General features: G+C 43.8%; 18 protein-coding genes and 1 tRNA gene. 6 read left to right on the forward strand and 13 right to left on the reverse strand.

Going from position 1 to position 19,867, the window contains the following annotated elements; all coding sequences use genetic code 11:
- The first annotated feature begins 18 nt into the window (after positions 1–18).
- A complete protein-coding gene (gene mgtE / locus G9Q97_RS07585; protein WP_166144877.1) occupies positions 19–1,338 on the forward strand; it encodes a magnesium transporter in 1,320 nt (439 codons plus the stop codon).
- A 198-nt stretch (positions 1,339–1,536) separates the two neighbouring features.
- On the opposite strand, the gene G9Q97_RS07590 is transcribed toward mgtE, so the two are convergent.
- The 5 genes from G9Q97_RS07590 to G9Q97_RS07610 all read right to left on the reverse strand — a co-directional run bounded on the left by G9Q97_RS07590 (position 1,537) and on the right by G9Q97_RS07610 (position 5,152).
- Entirely contained in the window at positions 1,537–2,106 is a 570-nt protein-coding gene (locus G9Q97_RS07590) for a PIN domain-containing protein (protein ID WP_166144880.1), read from the reverse strand.
- 9 nt (positions 2,107–2,115) lie between these two features.
- On the reverse strand, positions 2,116–2,562 hold the full coding sequence (locus tag G9Q97_RS07595; protein ID WP_166144883.1) for a helix-turn-helix domain-containing protein: 447 nt from the start codon (positions 2,560–2,562) through the stop codon (positions 2,116–2,118).
- A 648-nt stretch (positions 2,563–3,210) separates the two neighbouring features.
- Positions 3,211–4,113: an oxidoreductase gene (locus G9Q97_RS07600; RefSeq protein WP_166144886.1), complete on the reverse strand. Its 903-nt coding sequence runs from the start codon at positions 4,111–4,113 to the stop codon at positions 3,211–3,213.
- Between the two features lie 399 nt (positions 4,114–4,512).
- A complete protein-coding gene (locus tag G9Q97_RS07605) occupies positions 4,513–4,815 on the reverse strand; it encodes a HepT-like ribonuclease domain-containing protein (RefSeq protein ID WP_222851938.1) in 303 nt (100 codons plus the stop codon).
- 1 nt (position 4,816) lies between these two features.
- Complete coding sequence (locus tag G9Q97_RS07610) at positions 4,817–5,152, reverse strand: nucleotidyltransferase family protein (RefSeq protein WP_166144892.1); 336 nt, start codon at positions 5,150–5,152, stop codon at positions 4,817–4,819.
- Positions 5,153–5,505: 353 nt separating this feature from the next.
- Between G9Q97_RS07610 and G9Q97_RS25005 the strand changes: the two genes are divergently transcribed.
- Together G9Q97_RS25005 and G9Q97_RS07620 are read left to right on the forward strand one after the other, a co-directional pair.
- Positions 5,506–5,961: an excisionase family DNA-binding protein gene (locus G9Q97_RS25005; RefSeq protein ID WP_246255491.1), complete on the forward strand. Its 456-nt coding sequence runs from the start codon at positions 5,506–5,508 to the stop codon at positions 5,959–5,961.
- Positions 5,958–6,479 carry a PIN domain-containing protein gene (locus tag G9Q97_RS07620; RefSeq protein ID WP_166144895.1) on the forward strand — a complete coding sequence of 174 codons (522 nt, stop codon included), beginning with the start codon at positions 5,958–5,960 and terminating at the stop codon, positions 6,477–6,479. The genes G9Q97_RS25005 and G9Q97_RS07620 overlap by 4 nt, the downstream gene beginning before the upstream one ends.
- A 708-nt stretch (positions 6,480–7,187) precedes the next feature.
- On the opposite strand, the gene G9Q97_RS24760 is transcribed toward G9Q97_RS07620, so the two are convergent.
- Complete coding sequence (locus tag G9Q97_RS24760; RefSeq protein WP_222851939.1) at positions 7,188–7,448, reverse strand: excisionase family DNA-binding protein; 261 nt, start codon at positions 7,446–7,448, stop codon at positions 7,188–7,190.
- Positions 7,449–7,852: 404 nt separating this feature from the next.
- A tRNA-Ile gene (locus G9Q97_RS07630) sits at positions 7,853–7,926 on the reverse strand.
- Between the two features lie 134 nt (positions 7,927–8,060).
- Between G9Q97_RS07630 and G9Q97_RS07635 the strand changes: the two genes are divergently transcribed.
- Positions 8,061–8,690, forward strand: coding sequence for an HAD family hydrolase (locus G9Q97_RS07635; RefSeq protein ID WP_166144898.1), 630 nt, complete (start codon positions 8,061–8,063; stop codon positions 8,688–8,690).
- Entirely contained in the window at positions 8,683–9,792 is a 1,110-nt protein-coding gene (locus tag G9Q97_RS07640; protein WP_166144901.1) for a site-2 protease family protein, read from the forward strand. The genes G9Q97_RS07635 and G9Q97_RS07640 overlap by 8 nt, the downstream gene beginning before the upstream one ends.
- Positions 9,793–10,205: 413 nt before the next feature.
- Here G9Q97_RS07640 and G9Q97_RS07645 read toward each other — a convergent pair whose 3' ends face one another.
- The 6 genes from G9Q97_RS07645 to G9Q97_RS07670 form a co-directional block, all read right to left on the reverse strand.
- Positions 10,206–10,514: a rhodanese-like domain-containing protein gene (locus tag G9Q97_RS07645; RefSeq protein ID WP_166144904.1), complete on the reverse strand. Its 309-nt coding sequence runs from the start codon at positions 10,512–10,514 to the stop codon at positions 10,206–10,208.
- A 3-nt stretch (positions 10,515–10,517) separates the two neighbouring features.
- Entirely contained in the window at positions 10,518–12,356 is a 1,839-nt protein-coding gene (locus G9Q97_RS07650) for a T9SS type A sorting domain-containing protein (RefSeq protein WP_166144907.1), read from the reverse strand.
- On the reverse strand, positions 12,356–13,129 hold the full coding sequence (locus G9Q97_RS07655) for a PASTA domain-containing protein (protein WP_166144910.1): 774 nt from the start codon (positions 13,127–13,129) through the stop codon (positions 12,356–12,358). Before G9Q97_RS07655 ends, G9Q97_RS07650 begins: the two co-directional genes overlap by 1 nt.
- A 153-nt stretch (positions 13,130–13,282) precedes the next feature.
- Positions 13,283–16,339, reverse strand: a complete 3,057-nt coding sequence (locus G9Q97_RS07660) for a M43 family zinc metalloprotease (protein WP_166144913.1) — start codon at positions 16,337–16,339, stop codon at positions 13,283–13,285.
- 18 nt (positions 16,340–16,357) lie between these two features.
- Entirely contained in the window at positions 16,358–16,606 is a 249-nt protein-coding gene (locus G9Q97_RS07665; protein WP_166144918.1) for a NifU family protein, read from the reverse strand.
- 2 nt (positions 16,607–16,608) lie between these two features.
- Positions 16,609–17,706 carry an Mrp/NBP35 family ATP-binding protein gene (locus G9Q97_RS07670; RefSeq protein WP_166144923.1) on the reverse strand — a complete coding sequence of 366 codons (1,098 nt, stop codon included), beginning with the start codon at positions 17,704–17,706 and terminating at the stop codon, positions 16,609–16,611.
- Between the two features lie 182 nt (positions 17,707–17,888).
- Between G9Q97_RS07670 and dnaG the strand changes: the two genes are divergently transcribed.
- Positions 17,889–19,814 (forward strand): DNA primase, encoded by a 1,926-nt coding sequence (dnaG, locus tag G9Q97_RS07675; protein ID WP_166144926.1) that lies wholly within the window; start codon positions 17,889–17,891, stop codon positions 19,812–19,814.
- Positions 19,815–19,867: the final 53 nt, after the last annotated feature.

Consider the following 19,867-nt stretch of genomic DNA (forward strand, 5'->3'; position numbering starts at 1 on the left):
TAGGCTAAAATTTTTATCATGTCACAAATCTCTACCTCAGCTAAAGAAAATTTGATAAATGGCTTTTTCAGGCAATTTCCCGGAGATGCCGCTTCGGTGCTAAATGGCTTTTCCACTGAGGAAATCATTGATTATCTCAAAAGACAGGATCAAAACGTTTCCAAACAGGTGTTTGCCCGCCTGAATCCCGATATTGCCACAGAGGTCATTGATCTAATGGATAATCAATTGTTTGTTCACATTTTCTCCAACATCGATGCTTATTTGGGAGCGAGATTGCTTTCCCGTCTGGATAAGCAAACGGCTGAAGCCAAAACGGCTTTGTTATCCCCCGCATTGGCCCGCGAAATAAAAGAGCTGATGAGCTATCCGCTGGATTCTGCGGGTCATTTAATGAACCCCATGACAACTACTTTCCATCCAGGAAATACAGTGGAGGAGGTCCTGAAACGCCTGCGGGTACTGGGAGACCGCCAAATTGCCAATATTTATGTAATAGACGATGAAGGCACTTTTTTGGGCGTAGCGGCACTTCAAAGAATAGCCATTTCGGAGCCCAACGTGAAATTAAAGGATATCTTGCAAGCTCCTTTGGGCGTGATAAATGCCTTAGCACCCGTGGAAGATGTGGTGGAACTGCTGGAAGAAAAGAGAATTATTCATTTGCCGGTTATTGACATCAATAACAAGCTTCTGGGCGTAATTCGAAATGGCGACCTGGTAGCTGCCTCCAAGGAAGAGGCTACAGAAGACCTTCAAGCGATGTTTGGTGCGGGTAGAGAAGAACGAGCCCTGTCAAAAGTTTCCCTTGCGGTAAAGAACAGGCTACCCTGGCTACATATCAATCTCCTTACTGCATTTATGGCTTCCCTTGTTGTGGGATTTTTTGAAGACACCATAGCCAGAATCACGGTACTGGCGGTATTCTTACCGGTTGTGGCAGGGCAGTCGGGCAATACAGGTTCACAAGCCCTGGCCGTGACCATGCGGGGTTTGGCACTCAGAGAAATCAGGATAGCGCAATGGTTCAAGGTGGCGAGAAAGGAGATTATGGTAGGATTGATTAATGGGCTTGCCGTAGCCTTAACCACTTCTGTCATCGTTTATTTCTGGGCTTCCTCCTTCGGCCTGTCTGTGGTCATTGGCATCTCAATGGTGGTATCTATGGTCATTGCTGGATTTTCGGGAGCGGTCATCCCGATAATATTGAAGTCTCTGGGACAGGATCCCGCCACCTCCTCTTCCATCGTGCTGACCACGGTGACTGACATTTTCGGATTTTTAAGTTTTTTGGGTTTGGCCACGTTACTGGCAGATGTGCTTAACATTGTAGGATAAGGTTTCATATGTTTATAATTGTCTTTAAGTTGCCACATAGCCATGTCCCGATCCTAAATCGGGAGAATCTCGCATGCTTTATAATCATCCCACTGTGTGACGTTCTGAAATCACTTTATTTTAAGCAGTTAACTGAGCACAATATTTAATGCCAGTACAAACAACGTATCGTGAACATTGATTATCTAAACGAATTGGTCAAGCATTCCACTTTCCTTGCATTAGAGCTAAAACTCTCGCAGTTTCGGGAAGATCACATTTTACCAAAGTACCCAACACATCTGCTTTGGACTGGGGCGGATTTTTCAATCTTGATACCAGTTTTTCAAAGCTTCCAAATACAGCAATAGGATTAAGAGAAATAAGTTTAATGACGAATGCGTCCGGATGGATAACTTTGACGCTATCAATTTGAAAATTAGGCAATTTAAAATCCATTAGATTTGCTGTTACGAGATAATTGGCATTGGCTTCCATAGCCGCTGCAAGGACATGTCTATCATCAGAATCCTTTAGGGACAGTTGCTCTATCCGGGATTCATAGCCTTCAATTAGAGCATCAGGGAAGGCCTGATTCATCAAATAAATAGTCCTGTCAATTCGGCTTGGATCTAAGTCAGGTCTGTTTTTCAGGAGGTTTCTCTTCCACTCCTGATGAATTTCATTGCTCCAAAACGGTTTGAACAAATCATCTTCGGCCAAGCTCAACAACAAATCCCGGATAGGTGCCGGATAAAGTACATTGGCGTCAAGCAGTGCTGAAATCATGCTGTCCGATTAATAGCCTAAGCCCATTTCCTGTGCCTCCCTGGCCAATTTATCCAAAGTTTTTCTTCTGGTTTTCCGTAGCGTTATATCATATTTCCTGACATCTTCAAGTAATACCCTGCGGTGTGCACCGACTTTTTTATACGGAATTTTACCCGTTTCCAAAAGTTTGACCAAGTGAGGGCGAGAAACCATCAACAAGTCAGCCGCTTCCTGCGTGCTCATTTCCTTGGAAAAGGATGTGATTTGAACCGTTCTCCCATCGGCCATTTCATCCAGGACTTTTTCCAGAAGCAAAACAGCCTTTCTTGGGACTGAAATGGAATTCCCCTCCACCTGAAAAATCACCGGGGCTTGGGTTTTGGTGCCTGTGGTAATACTTTTCAAGGTACCTACAGCATCCTTAGCAAATTTTTGATCTTTTTCTGTTAATTTTTTTGGGATGGATATTACCATGATGAAGGAAATTATGTTGTTACTGTGAAGGTACTTAACGAAACAAACGAAAGCAAAGTTTGAATGAAAAGTCTTTGGACCTTTTCCAAATGGATATACCGGACTAAGCTGACCCCCCGATCCGGAAACTAAAACACATCGAAAAAGTACCCGCAAATCCGGCACATGCTGACCTTTTTTTTGAATATTCCGGAGCATACGGACCCCTTAAGGACACATCCCTCCGTTTTTCGATCCGGCTGTTCCAGATTTTTTTTTCTACGAACACATTGACGGTCGCCTAAATGTATTTTCATCTCAAATGCAAAGTTAACAGCTGGCCTGAACCCGTCATAACGTCCTGCTGCAGGCGCAACACAGGCCGCCCTCGACCGAACCTGTCCAACATGTTGGATGGCATTTAATTTAGTCAAATAGCAGTGGTCCTACTGCTTTTCCTAAAATCTTCCCTTAAATGAAGTAGGATACAAATGAATGAGAACCATGGATATTCAGGTTCCCGCATACCTTGCTCAAACGTCCTCCCAGCCACAAAATTATGTTTACAATTCACTTTACCAACTTGGCAAATTATCATTTATCGTGGTGGATAATAATGATCATTTGAAATTGGAAGGAGGTGCATAGCACTTTGATTTACGACAATAATTACAAATACTTCATGCCCACCAATTCTTCTGCTACTTCCCATAATCGTTTTGCCACATCTTTATTTTTTGCTAATGTAGTAGCTGAAGCTTTGCCCGGGTTTCCCTTGAACTCTTGAAATCCTGTAGGTCCGAAATAGTCACCACCCTCCGCATCACCAATGGCTGCTACAATGGTGGGTTTTGCACCTTCCTTTGGAGGATGCGTTAGCATAGGAGCGAGGGTGTATTTTAAAATAGTGTAGACTAACCTGGGCATATGCCTGGCTAACTCTGTAGTGGAAATACCAGGATGTGCTGCAGTGGAGATCGTTTGATTATGTCCCTGTTTATCTAACCTCCTTTGTAATTCAAAGGCAAATAGTAAACAAGCCAACTTTGACTGACCATACGCTGTTGATGCAGAATACTTTTTCTCACTTTGCAGGTCTTCAAAATTGATCTTGGCATTTTTATGCGCTATGGAGCTTAAGGTGACTATCCTGGAATCAGGCGTTTTTAAGATAGTATTCATTAATAAGCCCGTTAGAAGGAAATGCCCCAGATAATTGGCTTCAAGCTGTAACTCAAAGCCATCTTCTGTCTTGGTATAAGGTGGCATCATCACACCGGCATTATTAATCAAGACATCTAAGCGGTCATATTTTGATTGATACGATTTGGCAAATTTCCGCACAGAATTCAAATTGCTCAGGTCGATTTCCATAACTTCCAAATCCGCGTTTGGCACTTCTTCTTTTATGCTGTCTTTAGCGGCATTGGCTTTTTCCAAGTTCCGACAAGCCATGATCACTTTCGCCCCTTTTTTTGCCAATGTCAAGCTATTTTCATAACCTAAACCTGTATTTGCTCCTGTCACTATAAAGATGCGCCCGGCTTGTTCCTGTAGATTATTATCGTCCATGTTTTGTGGTTTTTTCCAAAGGTAAACAATCAATTTCCCCTACAGCCCAAATTGATTAAAATTTAGAAAGTAGCGGGTTGATGGCTTTATCAAAAAGTGAATGCACCTTAAAAACAATGGTGCAGTGCATCTCATATTCTATATTAGTGAATGTCAGCATGGCCGGAATGGCTTGATCAACATCACTGGAAAAAGGCCCAGGGAATCTTGAATATCCCCTGATTAGCGCCTGGAAGATGGGTTATATCAGGCGGATTCGGTCATTTCGCATGTTAACCATCTCAGTCCTTTTCGGAATGGTAAAAAATAAGTCGTCAATTACTATTTTGTGTTTCCTTCCGTTTTACGTTTCCATTTCGTCTTTTAATTAGCAGCTAATCCAGTAGCAATTAACTCAATTTATTCATTTAGTTTTCCTTCCACCTCATCTTTCAATGGTTTCAAATATTTTCTTACAATTGCCCAAATAATTGATGCGTCAATCGCATCATAAGCATGAATCAAGCGATTCCTGAATCCAACTATTTTCCTGGCATTTTCAAGGGTCGAATCGGGGAATAACTTATCGAACTTGTTAACGGCCTCACCAATGATGCCTAGTTGCCGCTCCACTGCACTTTGTGTTTTTGGATCAGCCGTATAATCATTATAATCGGAGATCGACGAAAGAAATTCCTCGATCAGTTCAATGGAATACAGCATATCAGATAAGTACTTTTTGCCCTGATCCGTCATATATCAAAACCTTTGTGGAGTCAATACTTTTGCGTAAAAAAGGATTTCTAACCGATGAATCTGTCAGCAGATCCACCTTGCTATGGAAAAAATCCTCAAACGTATCCCAAAGCGAAATTAATTTTTCTCCACGTTCGACCGGATTGTTAGCGTCAATCTCAACCAATAAATCTATATCACTTTTATCCGGATCGAAACGATCCGTAATCGATGACCCAAAAGCATAAAGGAATTTTACCTTGTGATCTGCGCACAGTTTTTCAAAAATCTCTTTCCGTTTTGCTATTTCATCTATCAATATCATATTTCGAATATACAACTTTTTAATTGATGATTCTACTTGGGTTTAATTGGCTTTTTATTGACGGAAAGTGTTTTATTTCCCTCATTAAACGACCCTTGAATCAAGGATTATGGTTATCGGGAATTTGAACTTGGTTTGGAGGTAGTCAGGGAGCTGCTCCAACATTCCAGTACTGTTCAAACCTTGGGGTATATAGGGGCGAGTGTAAGGAGTCCAAAAATCGGCGGGCTATTCAAATAGCCAACTCCTTGCTCAAAGGCCATACAGGTCCACTCAGGAAATAGCATTTTCACTTATTTCACTTGATTCGTTTATTTCGTTAGCGTATATTTATCAGATCAAATACAAGACAAATGGACACCATACAGAAAAGAACATCAGGAGACGATCAGAGAATAGCTTTACGCTCAATGACAAGGCTAAAAGAGGTTTTAAGCAAACTGCATGCTGCTTCTCCCGTCGTTAAGATAAAAATTCAGGAATCTGATGAGTCCATTACCATTCCCAAAAAGGCACTTTCTCTGCTCATGACGATTTTATCCAATATGTCAGAGGGAAAGTCAATTACCATCATTCCCACTGATTCTGAAGTGAGCACCCAGCAAGCAGCAGATATGCTGAATGTATCCAGGCCGCATTTGATTAAATTACTGGAAAACAATACCATTCCTTTCAAGAAAGTAGGGAGCCATCGAAGAGTCCTGTTACGGGATTTGGTCAGCTATGAGAAAAGCCTTCAAAGGACCAGAGAAGAGAAATTAAAATTTCTTTCAGCGCAAGCCCAGGAATTGAACCTTGGGTACGAATGATATATTCGTCCCACTTCATAGCTGTCCTTGACGCTTGTGTGCTTTACCCTGCTCCATTAAGGGACTTACTTCTCTCTTTCGCTGATTGTGGCCAGTATAAGCCTAAGTGGTCGGCCGAAATTCAAGAGGAATGGTCCCGAAACTTATTATTGAATCGCCCTGACCTGAAAAAGCAACAACTTCAATTGACAGTTGAATCCATGAATCTGGCGTTCCCGGATTCCAATGTAGAGAAGTACGGTTCTTTTATTTCCGGTATAATACTTCCTGATCCTGATGATCGTCATGTAATTGCGGCAGCCATTGGTTCAAAGGCAAATGTGATCGTCACGTTTAATCTAAAAGATTTTCCCGGATCCATAGAAGACGAATACGGTATTGAGATTCAACATCCCGATGACTTTTTAACGAATGTTTATGAGCTTCATCCGGTAAAAGCGAAGGAAGCCTTCCGGAAAATGGTCAAACGACTCAAGAACCCTCCCAAGACCTACACAGAAGTTCTTGATACCCTTTGAAAATTTGACCTTAAAGTAATCATTGAAAAATTAAAAGACGTGCGCTAAGGACTGCTGTGAAAGCAGAGGAAGAGCGGGAATCAGGTTCAACCCATTTCCTTCTAAATCACGTAGCCCACAATAGTAAAAGAACTGACTTTCCCCTCCTAACAGATCACTTGCAAAGTATCCGTTATTGAATACTTTTCTCGTTTTATCAGCTCTTAAATGCAGACCAACAAGTCAGACAGGTTCAGTCAAGGGCGGCATGTGTAGCGCCTGCGGCCATGCCGTTATGACGGGTTCTGGCTGGCTGTTACCTTTGCATGGGAGATGAAAAAACTATGCCACATCAGTGTTTACGGTTACATTTACTTTTCATGCTGGTACAGCAACCTTAAAAATCCCGGTCGATTCCATGGTTGGAAAATGACGGCTGGGCTTATATGCGAGCCGCCTGCGAGTCCGAATGGAGCCGTTGAAAAGATGGTTTAAATTCTCTATTTAATCACCAGGGAAGGCCTGATTCATCAAATAAATAGTCCTGTCAATTCGGATTGGATCTAAGTCAGGTCTGTTTTTCAGGAGGTTTCTCTTCTACTCCTGATGAATTTCATTGCTCCAAAACGGCTTGAGCAAATCATCTTCTTCCAAGCACAATAACAAATCCCGGATGTGTGCCGGATAAAGTACATTGGCGTCAAGCAATGCTCAAATCAAGCTGTACGATTAATAGCCTAAGCCTATTTCCTGCGCCTCCCTGGACAATTTATCCAAAGTTTTTTTTCTGATTTTCCGTAGTGTTATTTCATATTTCCTGACATCTTCCAGAAGTACCCTACGGTGTGCGCCGACTTTTCTATAGGGAATTTTACCCATTTCCAAAAGTTTGACCAAATGAGAGCGGGAAACCACCAACAATTCAGCCGCTTCCTGCGTGCTCATTTCCTTGGAAAAGGAGGTGATTTGAACCGTTCTCCCATCGGCCATTTCATCCAGCACTTTTTCCAGAAGCTAAACAGCCTTCCTTGGGACTGAAATGGAATTCCCCTCCACCTGAAAAATCACCGGGGCTTGGGTTTTGGTGCCTGTGGTGATACTTTTCAAGGTACCTCCAGCATACTTAGCAAATTTTTGATCTTTTTCTGCTATTTTTTATGGGATGGATATTGCCATGATAAAGGAAATTATGTTGTTACTGTGAAGTTACTCAACGAAACAAACGAAACCAAAATTGGAATGAAAAGTCTTTTCAAGAATTGAAACTTTAGAAAAGACTTGGGACAGGAAGTCAAATAAACTGGAGGATAAGAAAATCAGGAATGTCTTCTCGCTTTAACTATCTTACCTACAAAATAAAAAAGCCCCTCTACGGTCTGTAAAGAGGCTTTTAGTGGGCCCACCTGGGCTCGAACCAGGGACTTTCTGATTATGAGTCAGATACTCTAACCAACTGAGTTATAGGCCCGAATTGTAAAACGTTTTCAGCTATTTCTTTCAGAAACGCAATCACTGCGCTTACATCGCCATTTCGCCCGTTTTACCTTGCTTTTGGGACTGCAATGTTACATATTTGATTTTAATTTCACAACTTAAATCTCTATGAAAAAGCATCCGGAAATCCAACTTTTGATCTTTGATCTGGGAAACGTCATCTATGATATTGATTACCAACGGACTTTTGATAAGTTGTATGCCAAATTGCCCACCGAAAAGCATGCCATGGTCAAGGAGTTTATGGTCTCCCCCATCCATATGGACCTGGAAACGGGAACGATAGATGAAGCCGGATTTAGAAATGGCGTACGGGAATATTTCTCAGCGGATTGGGAAGATGACTGGATCGATGAGGTGTGGAACAGCCTGCTGGTGGATATCCCCCAGGAAAGGCTGGACCTGCTGCTCAAACTCAAAGAAAAGTACCCCTTGTACATGCTCAGCAATACCAATTCCATCCACTTTAAAATCGTGGAACAGGTTTTCAAACAAAAACTTCCTGCCGGTGCCTGGCCGCAACTTTTTGACCATCTGTTTTTAAGCCATGAAATGGGCCTGAGAAAACCAGGGGAAGCCATCTACCGGGAGGTAGTCAAGACCATAGGGGCCAAACCCGAATCCTGCCTGTTTTTTGATGACCTGAAAGCAAACCTTTTGGGTGCAGAAAAGGTTGGCATAAAAACCTTTCATATTGACCACCCTAAAGCCCTGATCAACTTTTTCGGTAATGTATAGCGCAAAGGATTATCTCAAGCATGGCATTTTATTTCTACTCACACTGATTGCCACCACCCTGGCCGGAGGGGAATGGCTCTACGGGAGAAGTGTGCTATCGGATGAAAGACCCCTTACCTGGGAGTATTTCTTCCTTTCCATGCAATTTTCCATCCCCTTTATCGGGATACTTTTGGTACACGAACTAGGCCACCTTTTCACCTCCCTCTACCATAAGGTAAGGTCTTCCCTGCCCTTTTTTATCCCTGCCTGGCTGGGGTTTATTGGTGCCCCTTCTATAGGTACCTTTGGTGCGGTAATACAAATGAAAAGCCTGGTCAGCAGCCGGAAGAAATTCTTTGATATCGGCGTTGCCGGGCCGCTGGCAGGTTTTGTGCTTGCACTGGCCGTGTTGACCTATGGCTTTACCAACCTGCCGGAGGCCTCCTACATTTATGAAATCCACCCAGAATATGCTGATCCGGGCTATGAACAGGAAGCGGATGAAAATGTAATGGATGTGCAATTGGGATATAACCTGTTATTCTGGCTGATGGAAAAGTCTCTGGCAGATCCAGAAAGAATGCCCAATATGGCGGAAGTTATCCACTACCCCTACCTCTTTGCCGGTTACCTGGCCCTTTTCTTTACGGCCTTAAATTTATTGCCCATAGGGCAGCTGGATGGGGGTCATGTGGTATTTGGCATACTTCCCAAACAGCACGAAAAATTATCCCTGATCGCCTATACCCTTTTTCTGTTTTTTGCCGGGCTTGGTGTGGTCAACCCCTTTGAGGATTTGAATTACCTGATGTTTGCCTTGCCGCTGTATGTCGGTTTTCTGTATATCTGTTTCAGAAAATCCCCCCTCTCCAATGTCAACAAATGGATCATGGCCCTGGGAATCGCGGCTGTTCAATACAGCCTGTCCGGCATTTATCCGGGCATAGAAGGCTACTCCGGCTGGCTCTTGTTTGCCTTTTTGGTGGGCAGGGTGCTCGGGATCAGGCATCCTGAGGTGCTGGACGGCAGACCATTGGACCAAAAAAGAAAAATCCTGGGATGGATAGCGATTGTGATTTTCATCCTCTGCTTTATCCCCAAACCCTTTGTAATTGAGTAATTCTTATACATTTGAAATCCTCGAAAAAATCCCTCCCGACTCTTCTGGTCGGGACAGGCTCTGCCCTCCGCCGCGGCGGAGGGATTTGTTTAAATTGGGATTCACTGCGGAATTCAGGCCATGTGATCGGGTTGGGGAATGGAAAGGCTTTTGATTTACGACCATGCCTACGCATAAGACTCCCCCTTACTAATGGAGCAAGGGGGATTTACTTACGTAACTATCAATAGATCAAAGTTTTAAATATTTGAAACCTACGAAAAAATCCCCCAGCCCCCTTAAAAAGGGGGATTTCATTTTCGTTGGGATTTCTAGGTACGATTCTACCTTTACAATTTGTTTCCGGACCTTATTCCAACCAATGCTGAAGCGTAGCTGCCCCGGACTATCTTGGAATGCGACCTTTTGAAATTTCAGTCTTCTTCTTCCAGCTCCCTGTAAGCCAAAATGCCTCCCAACACATTCCTGACTTTCGGAAAGCCTTTGCTCTCCAAAAACTGCTTGGCATTGCCACTTCTAGCACCGGAACGGCAGTGGATAATGATTTCTTCTTCTTTGTGGGCTTCTAATTCAGCCAGTTTGTGTGGCAGCTGGGCCAGGGGTATGAGCCATGCTCCGAGGTTATCATCTTCGTATTCGTAAACTTCCCTCACATCTATGAAAACAAATTTCTCCTTCTTTTCCAGACGTTCTTTCAGCTCGTCTACTTCTATATCTTCCATGCTTTAATTGACTATTATTCTTTTCGTGACCGGATGTCCGTTTTTCATCATTTTGATCAGGTACATCCCCTTTTGACTTCCCGTAAAATTAAGGATTTTACTGCTTTTTTCTCCCTCAACGGGGATTTTTATCTGCCTGCCCTGGAAATCAAATACCTCAATTTCGCTGACCTCTCCACTTATATAAAGCAGGTCCTGTACCGGATTGGGGTAAAGCCGCATATCGGTTGCTGTCTCTTCCGGGACCTCTACGGGCGGAGAAGGACTCAGGTGGGGCCGGATCATCAGGTTGCCAGCCACTTCTTCATTTTGTTGCCAGGAACCCAGCACATTAAAAAATATTTTATCTCCTGTGTCCCCACTCTTGTCCAATCCTACATGGATGTAATCATTCGAAAACTGGGTAAATCCAACATGAAATGTTTCCTGAACCATGATATTGGTATCTAAGGGAAAATAAGCAAAAGCGCTAAGTGCCGTATCCGGTGGAATAATCACCTCTTTTTGAAACAAAGGCGCATGATCCAGTGAATCCCAAACCATCAATTCAATGGCATTGCCTCTTTGGGAAAAGTTGGTAAAATTGATACTTACCCCGGAAATGTAGGCGGGATTCAAGGCCTCGTATTGCAGGGCCAGCATGCCTCCTCTCTGGTTGATGCCGGCCGCATAATCCGGTGAACCATTGTCATAGGCATAAAAATCCCTGAAAGGGATCACTATTCTGCTGGTATCATTGACCCTGAAGTCGACATTTTCATGGTACAGGGTATCCTGCCCGGTAATGCTTTGCACCAGATAGGTATCCCCCGCACTCAAGGTGGTCAGCACCTCAAGGTCAAAGGGATTGTCTGCCATGATATCCAGGGCTTCCGGCATGTTACTGCTGAATCCCCTTCGCTCCAAAGCCTGGGGAACAGGATTGAATGGCGTCCTCTGGTTTGGTGATGCGATCAGCCTTCCCGTAGCCGCATCCAGGAATTCTATGGTGTACTCCATGGCCCGAAAGCGGTTGTTCAGGTTTTTAAACTCTCCATCAACAGTACCGCTGAGCTGCTCAGGTACAAACTCAAAATGAGGTATGGCCTGGTATGGGGCAAAAGGACTGCCTGGCAACCTGGTCAGGGCCCTGTCTTCGGTGAAGGTGTCCGCTACATCCCTCCCGCTGTTTAAAAAAACATAATCAATGATCCAGGTATCAAAAGGTCCTGACAAGCGCCCGCTATGCGCAAATTTAAAACGAAAATTTTCATGATGGAAATCAGGGGGAACAGGCAGAATGACCTGTTCAAAGTTTTGACTGCCTGGCTCCTCTCCGCCTTGCTGCCTCCATGCTTCCTGCCAATTGTCCTCCCTATCCAAGAAATACAGCCCTAGTGCATCGTTATCATCAGGTAATTCTCCCTGACCACCTGCCTGCCAGAAAAAACTGATAAACAGGGAAGCAGCCGTTTCCTGATCCAAATCCGCTAAATTAAAGGGCATAGAAACCAGTTCATCCCCCTCTCCATTTTGCAAGCGGCTTTGGGAATAGGGGTTACCATTCTCATCTACCCCATCCAAAAACACCACTCCCAGTGATGGAGGATTGATACCTATGGTGAAAGAGCTTATCGCTCCCCGGCCTTCCCACTTGTTTTCCGATATCTGCCCAGAAGAAAAATCCTCCCAAAACGGGAGTTGTACATGTTCTTCATTTACCCGAAGATTGGAAATAGATGCTTTCTTTTTGTTCGGCGATTGAGGAGCCGGTAGTTGCCTGAATTGCCCATATCCGTTCTGATGAAAACAAAAGACGGAACACAGTAAAATGGTAATGACCGATAAGCCTCTTTTTGACATTAAAAGTTAATTTCTTCGGATAGTTCAGATACCCAGACATCCACCCGCTCTCCGGTTTTCATATCCAAACCTGCAGGCGGCAATTGTTTGACTACCGTTCCTTTTGGCACGGTGTCCGTTTCTACATAGTTGATATTACCCATGGTCAAACCGGAGCCCAAGATTAAAAATTCAGCCTCCACATCATCCATTCCGATAATGTTGGGCATTTCAAGGATTTGATTGCCCAGGCCATCACCTACCACCAGGTCAATCTGTGAGCCTTTTGGAATTTCAAATCCCTCTTTGATTTCTCTTCCCCTGTACTTTTGTTCTAAAACCGCATTCAGCCCAATATCCGGAACATACACGATATCCCCTCTTACCAGTCCGAAATTTTGCAAAATCTCCTGTGCATTTTTGAGCGGGGTATTGACCAGGTTGGGCATGCGGACCAGCGGTGCATTTTCAGCATTGAGGGTCACATAAATTTTTCTGTCTTGCTTTACTTTCGCCCCGGGTTTGGGATTTTGCTTCAATACCTCCAGGGGTTTGGCCTCGGCAACAAACCCACTGTCCGGTGTAATCTCCAAAACAAGACCTCTTTCATTCAGGTAGTTCCGGGCTTCCTCATGATCAAATCCCTCCAAATCTGGCACCGAAACCGATTCCCCGTGGTGGGTATAACCCGGTAAATAAATTTTGAAAAAAATCAATAAAATCGCAAATAAGACACCCAAAATAATCAACAAATGGATCCCGATTTTTTTCAGTCCTGTTTTTAAATCATTCATATTTTAACAAATGCAAAGCTCACGGATAAAAGGGCAACTGGTAAATGGAATTTTACTCCATCTAAAATTTACCGCAAATTACAGCTATATTTCCAGAAGGAGAATGACATGTCGTATTTTTTCTGTTTTAACGTCCATCCCCTAATTTTGGTATTACTGAATAATCAATTTTTTAGTAGTAAAAATGCGGCTCCCTGAAATTTCTACAATAAACAGGCCAGAACCCAGTAGATCTTTACTAAAAGAATAAGTTTGGTTCAGGGTGTTCGGGAAATCAACATCATAGGCCAAATTTCCCGTAGCACTGTAAAACCTGATCCTTACATCATCATAGTCTTCCAGGTTAAACGCGATATTGAAAATATCTGCTGTGGGATTCGGATAAACCAACAGTTCATCAATCTCAGGTTCTACCGGATTGGGATTGTCTGATAAAAACACTTCAATATCATCCAGATACAATACTGACTCCGGATCATCCACGCCATCTACTTTAAAATAGATCCTGACATTCTCTCTGCCGGCAAATTGATTCAGATTGATATAGGTTTTTTCGAATTGATTTTTGTTATCCGGGAAAAAGCCGGGAGGACCGGTTAGTTTTTCCAGCTCATTGCCCCTGCTTTCCCAAAGCTGCAACCCACTGTAACCTCCATTTGTACTTGCCCATACAGAAAATGAAGCATTGCTTTCAGGATCAAAGCCTATACCGGCCCAGTTAAAGAACATACTTGCACGTGAGGTCCCTTCCAGTGAAAATTCGGGAGAAGCCAGCCAATAGGAATTACCTGCCTGCATTCTTGTTAGTCTCAGCAGGTTACTTTCCCGGTTGATCTCGCCAATGAAATTCCAGGCGGACAAATTCTCCTCAGGGTTGATACTTACCCAGGATTCCAACTGATTGGTGTTGCTATCAAAATCAGCCCGCCAGGGGCTTCTGATCCTCGAACTGTCCAATCGGAAATAGAAATCCAGTTCATCGGCCTGTGGCTGATTCTGGTCAAAATTAGGATCTCTGAGGATAAAATTCAACCTGTTCAGCCCATACCGCAAAGCATTGTCATTGGGTACGGTAAGGTTGACAGATTCGCCAGCATTCAATTGCTCTTCAATGTTCAAAGTATCTAAAAGCAAAACATTACTGGACCTGATTATTCTAAACCGCTGAATATCCAGGTTTCCTTCATTGGTTAAACTTAATCTTTCCTGCTGTGGTAACCTGCTGACCACAGGCAAAGGATTTTCAATCCCGGTCAGGGAAAAATCGTATTTGAATATTTCTTCTTCCGCAATGGCGATATCCTTAATGAATAAATTATTTCCAAAACCATTGATGGAAACAAAGGCTATCCGAACATCCGGATTACCGGCATAGGGGGAAAGATTGAGAATTTCCTTTCTGAACTGATTTTGAGCATTGGGAAAAAACTCATTTTGGGTTACAGGTTGGGTGGCAAGGCTCTCCTCAGTTTTATTATAAGGGGCAGATAGCAAATCAAAGGTGTTGCCACAATCTGTAGAAATGGCTACCAAAAGATTTTCCTGCAGAATGGGATTATTGTAAGGCGCGTAAGCCATTTCGAAGGAAAGCTGTGGAGAAGGAATGTCAGTCAGATCGAATCTTGGACTAATCAGATAATCCAATTCCCCACTCCCATTGTAATTAAAACTATTGACATAAAACAAATCTTCCTGCTCGCCATCGATCAATCTGCTGATGCTTTGCCAGGTAACTGCATTATCCTCGTTGACAATATCCCAAGCCATATTCGCATCATGTCCGGGATAAACATAGGGCAGGTTATCTTCCTGAACAAAATCAGGCGAAGTTACCAGGCTGTTGTTAAAAGGATTCATATCCTGGGTTCCATTCACCTCCAGAATCTCCACTTCCAGTACATTTTCCCCGGCTTCAAACATGACCGGATCAAAAGTCAAAACTGCAGATTCTTCAGTGGCGAGTTCCACCTCAAAAAGCTGGTTATTTTGAATTTCCCCATTCAACACTACTGCTAACCTTACTTCAGAAATTCCCGATCTGCCTGTATTGATTACCCGTACCTGGGTATGGACTTCCAGGTCACAATTGAAACCCACCGGAGAAAGAAATTTTTCCAGGGCCAGATCCAGCTCCTGCATCTCAGGCTCCTGCAAAGCCCTGCTGGTCAAAAGGGAATTTCTCCTGGGACTAAATTCCAGGATCACGTTCATCCTTTCCACCTGACCTGCGGTGAACAAGCTCATGCATTGATCCGGCGTATAATCCATGTAATTTTCCACCATGTCCCTGGAACCACAAGATTCCCGAGGGGGAATATTTATCCGGCAGGAAGCATTTGGGGAATCTTGCAATGGGGTGTCTGCCACAAAATCATCCACCTCACAACCTCCATCTCCCCAGATGTGTCTTAAACCCAGAAAATGGCCCAACTCATGCGTTGCAGTCCTCCCTAAGGAAGTTTCTTCCACATTGCCTATACTGCCGAAATGGTAGGTATCTATGCCCACACCATCCAGATTCCGGAATGTGGGCGGATTGTCTAGCCCTTCCAATTCATCTGATACCGGAAAGCTGGCGTAACCCAATTGTATGTCAACCAGGGGAAGTACCCAGATATTCAGGTATTCCTCGGGAGTCCAGGATACCAAATCCGCTACCAATGCGGCATCCCGTGAACTGTACATGCTCTTGGGACCTTGCACCCGGTTGATTCCATTGGTCGGTAAACCGTCCGGTCTTTGTTTGGCCAAAACGAACTCAATGTCTGCACTGGCTGCAACCCCTAAAAACTCATCAGGGGTAATGGAAAAATTTTCATTTCTTTGTTGGAAATCCTCATTGAGAATTCGCATTTGATCGAGAACCTGCGCTTCGGAAATGTTGGCACCCTCACCTACGGGCTCTCCCTGGTGAATGATATGAACGACTACCGGAATTTGTCTGATCCCTTCATTAAGTATCCTTCTGCCGGAGTTTTGTTTTCTCAGCTGGGCTCTTTTGTCCTCAAACCAGCTTTCGAAATAGGTTTTTGACCCAAAGTACCCCAGCTGGCTGGCTTGCTTTTCTTCTAAAAATACAGCACCACACTGTTCGGTGTGCACATGCTGTGGCGTAGGATTAACCTGACTGTAGGAAAATGAGGAAATGCCTGTAAAAAAGAACAGCACCGGGACAAATAAACGTACCAGTGCTTGCTTGAAATTTACCATATGATTCAAAAAGATGGTTCAGGCAACTTCAACATTCACTGCTTCTACCCTATTGATTTCAGGGATTGCTTTTTTGATCGCTTCCTCCACACCTGCCTTAAGGGTCATGGTCGACATGGGACAGGAACTGCAAGTTCCTGTCAGTTCCAATTGCAATACCATATCTCCGGTAAGACCGATCACTTTGACATTCCCCCCATCTGCTTCCAAATATGGCCTGATGGTGTCCAGAGCCGTTTCGATTTTTTCTTTATATTGATCCAACATGTTTATACTTTTACCTGTACTACCTCTGTTTTAGTCATTTCGGCATTTCTGATGGCTACCTGCCTGGCAACATTCTCTGCAAACAAGGCAAAAGCTTCTGCAATTACTCCTTCTTTCAATACGGCCGGATAACCGCTATCACCACTCTCCCTAATCCCCTGTACCAGTGGAATCTCTCCCAGGAAGGGTGTCTTGTATTTCTCAGAAAGCTTTCTCCCGCCTCCCTGGCCAAAAATATAATATTTATTATCCGGCAACTCAGCAGGTGTAAAGTAAGCCATATTTTCCACAACTCCTAAAACAGGCACATTGATTTGTGCTTGCTTGAACATGGTCAATGCCTTTGTGGCATCCGCCAAAGCTACTTTTTGCGGGGTGGTTACGATAACTGCCCCGGTTACCGGCAGGGTTTGCACCATGGTCAGGTGAATATCAGAAGTTCCGGGAGGCAAGTCAATCAACAAATAATCCAGCTCCCCCCATTCTACATCTCCAATAAACTGCTTAAGGGCAGAACTGGCCATGGGACCTCTCCATACCACCGCGCTTTCTGCGGGAGTCAGGAATCCGATAGACATTAATTTAACGCCGTATTGTTCTATGGGTTGTATGATATTTTTACCATTTTCCTGTTTAACAGCGGGCTGCTCTCCTTCCACGTTGAACATGGTAGGTACCGAGGGGCCGAAAATATCCGCATCGATCAAGCCTACCTTGGCTCCTGACCGGGCCAAAGAAACCGCCAGGTTGGAAGCACAGGTACTCTTTCCCACTCCCCCTTTTCCGGAGGCTACCGCAATGATATTTTTCACTTCTGGCAAAAGTGGGGAATCGTTACGAATGGTCGTTACATTGGAAGTCATGGTGATCTCCATCTGAACATCCGGGCCAAAGGCTTTTTTCAGTGCCTCCTCACAGTTCATCCGGATCAATTCCTTTAAAGGACAGGCAGGGGTAGTCAAAACGACTTTAAACTTAATCGTTTGGTCTTCTCCAATTTGCAAATCCTGAATCATTCCCAAAGTGACCAGATCTTTTTTCAAATCCGGATCTTCAACGGTGGCAAGTGCCTTTAGTATTTTCTCCTTCGAAATATCCATTCCTACGCTTTAAATTTCCCTGCAATTTAGGCTTATTATGCCATTTAATAAAATTTCAACCGGCTTAAAGTAAAATCGTTCATTCCAACCATTCCAATTGTCAAATAGTTTATTCAATACAACGCAACAGGCTTTACCATGTTTCAGTGATTAAGCTTATCTTTGAGAGTTCAAGTAAAGTTATGGCCTTATCCCCTCAGACCACAGATAAAGTAAAGGAACGCGTAGATATCGAAGAGGTAGTCAACGATTATGTATCCTTAAAAAAGAAAGGACAAAACCTATGGGCCTGTTGTCCCTTTCATCAGGAGAAAACGCCCTCTTTTTCCGTATCACCTGCCAAGCAAATATATAAGTGCTTCGGATGCGGCAAGGCGGGGGATCCCATCCAATTTATCATGGATATCGAGGGGATAGGGTTTACCGAAGCCATCCGGCACCTGGCCCAGAAATATGGGATTGAAGTTGAGGAGGAAACCAGTCAGGACCCGGTCGATATTCAGGCTTACAATGAAAGGGAAAGCCTTTTTATTGCGGTGAATTTTGCCAAAGAGTTCTTTCAGCAAAACCTGAAAACAGAGGAAGGCCAATCCATCGGCCTGAGTTATTTTAAAGAAAGAGGTTTTGATCCCGTCACCATTGAAAAATTCGATTTGGGTTATGCCCTTGACAGCTGGGATCAATTGCTGGTTCAGGCCAAAAAATCGGGTTTTGAGGTGGAAAACCTGCTGAAAGCCGGGTTGGTTCTTGAGAGGGAAAACAATAAGGGCAATTATTACGACCGTTTTAGGGGAAGGGTCGTTTTTCCCATCCACAACCTGAGCGGAAAACCCATCGCATTTGGTGCCAGAATACTGACCCAGGATAAAAAACAGCCCAAATACATCAATTCTCCGGAAACGGCGATCTATCACAAGAGCGATGTGCTATATGGCATCTACCAAGCCAAAAAAGCCATCAGGCAGGAAGAAAACTGCTACCTGGTAGAAGGGTATACGGATGTGATTTCCATGCATATGGCAGGAATAGAAAATGTGGTGGCCTCCTCGGGTACTTCATTGACAGCTTCCCAGATCAAACTGATCAAACGGTTTTCCGATCAGGTTACCGTTCTGTACGATGGAGATGATGCCGGAATAAAGGCCTCCCTGAGGGGCATAGACATGCTTTTGGAGGGCGGGCTGAATGTGAAGGCTGTGGTTTTTCCTCCGGGAGAAGATCCCGACAGTTTTGCCAGAAAGTCCGGGAAAAGCGGTTTTCAAAATTTCCTGAAGACTGAGGAAAAAGATTTTATCCATTTTAAAATTGATCTATTCGCCAGTGAAGCGGCCAATGACCCCATAAAAAAAGCTGAGGCCATCCGGCAGGTGGTCCTGAGTATATCCAAAATCCCTGACCCCATCGTACGCTCGGTCTATGCCAAAGAATCGGCCAGGTTGTTGGCAATGGAAGAAGATATCCTTCTGACAGAGCTCAACCGGCAGATCCTGAAACAACAACAAAGACCTGGCGGCCAGGCAGAAGAAGCTCCCCCCGTGGAACAAATGCTGCCCACTTCGCCTGAGGAGGAGAAAGACAAGCTCCAGCCCAAAAATATCAAAGAAGAGCGGGAATTGATCCGCATTTTGATCAATTATGGGTTCGAAAAGGTATCAGAGGAAATGCATGTTTGCGAATACCTGCTGGAAGAAATCAAGGAACTGGAATTTGACACACCGGTTTTCCAAAAGCTTCTGTTGCATTATAAAAAAGCTCTTTTGCAGGGAATATTACCCAAGTTTGATTACTTCCTGGATACGCAGGACGGTGAACTCAAAAAGGAGGTGATCAACATGATTGCCCAGAGCAGGGAAATATCGCTCAATTGGGAGATCAAACACCAAATATTTACCAAAAAAGAATCGGATGATTTATCAGATACCTCCTACCGCATCTCATTGAAACTCAAAAGTGCCTATTTGAAAAAAATGAGATTGGAAGTTCAGGAAAAAATAAAAGAGGCCTCCGAATCCGAATTGAATGAACTCTTGCCGGTATACATGGAAATCAACCAGTTAAAAACAAAAATTGATCAGGAATTGGGCAATGTAATCCCTTCCAGGAATTAAACTAATATTTCGAAAAAACGGTTAAGCAAATAAATAATCGTAATTTTGCGACT

Source organism: Cyclobacterium plantarum (assembly GCF_011290685.1).
Taxonomy (GTDB): Bacteria; Bacteroidota; Bacteroidia; order Cytophagales; family Cyclobacteriaceae; genus Cyclobacterium; species Cyclobacterium plantarum.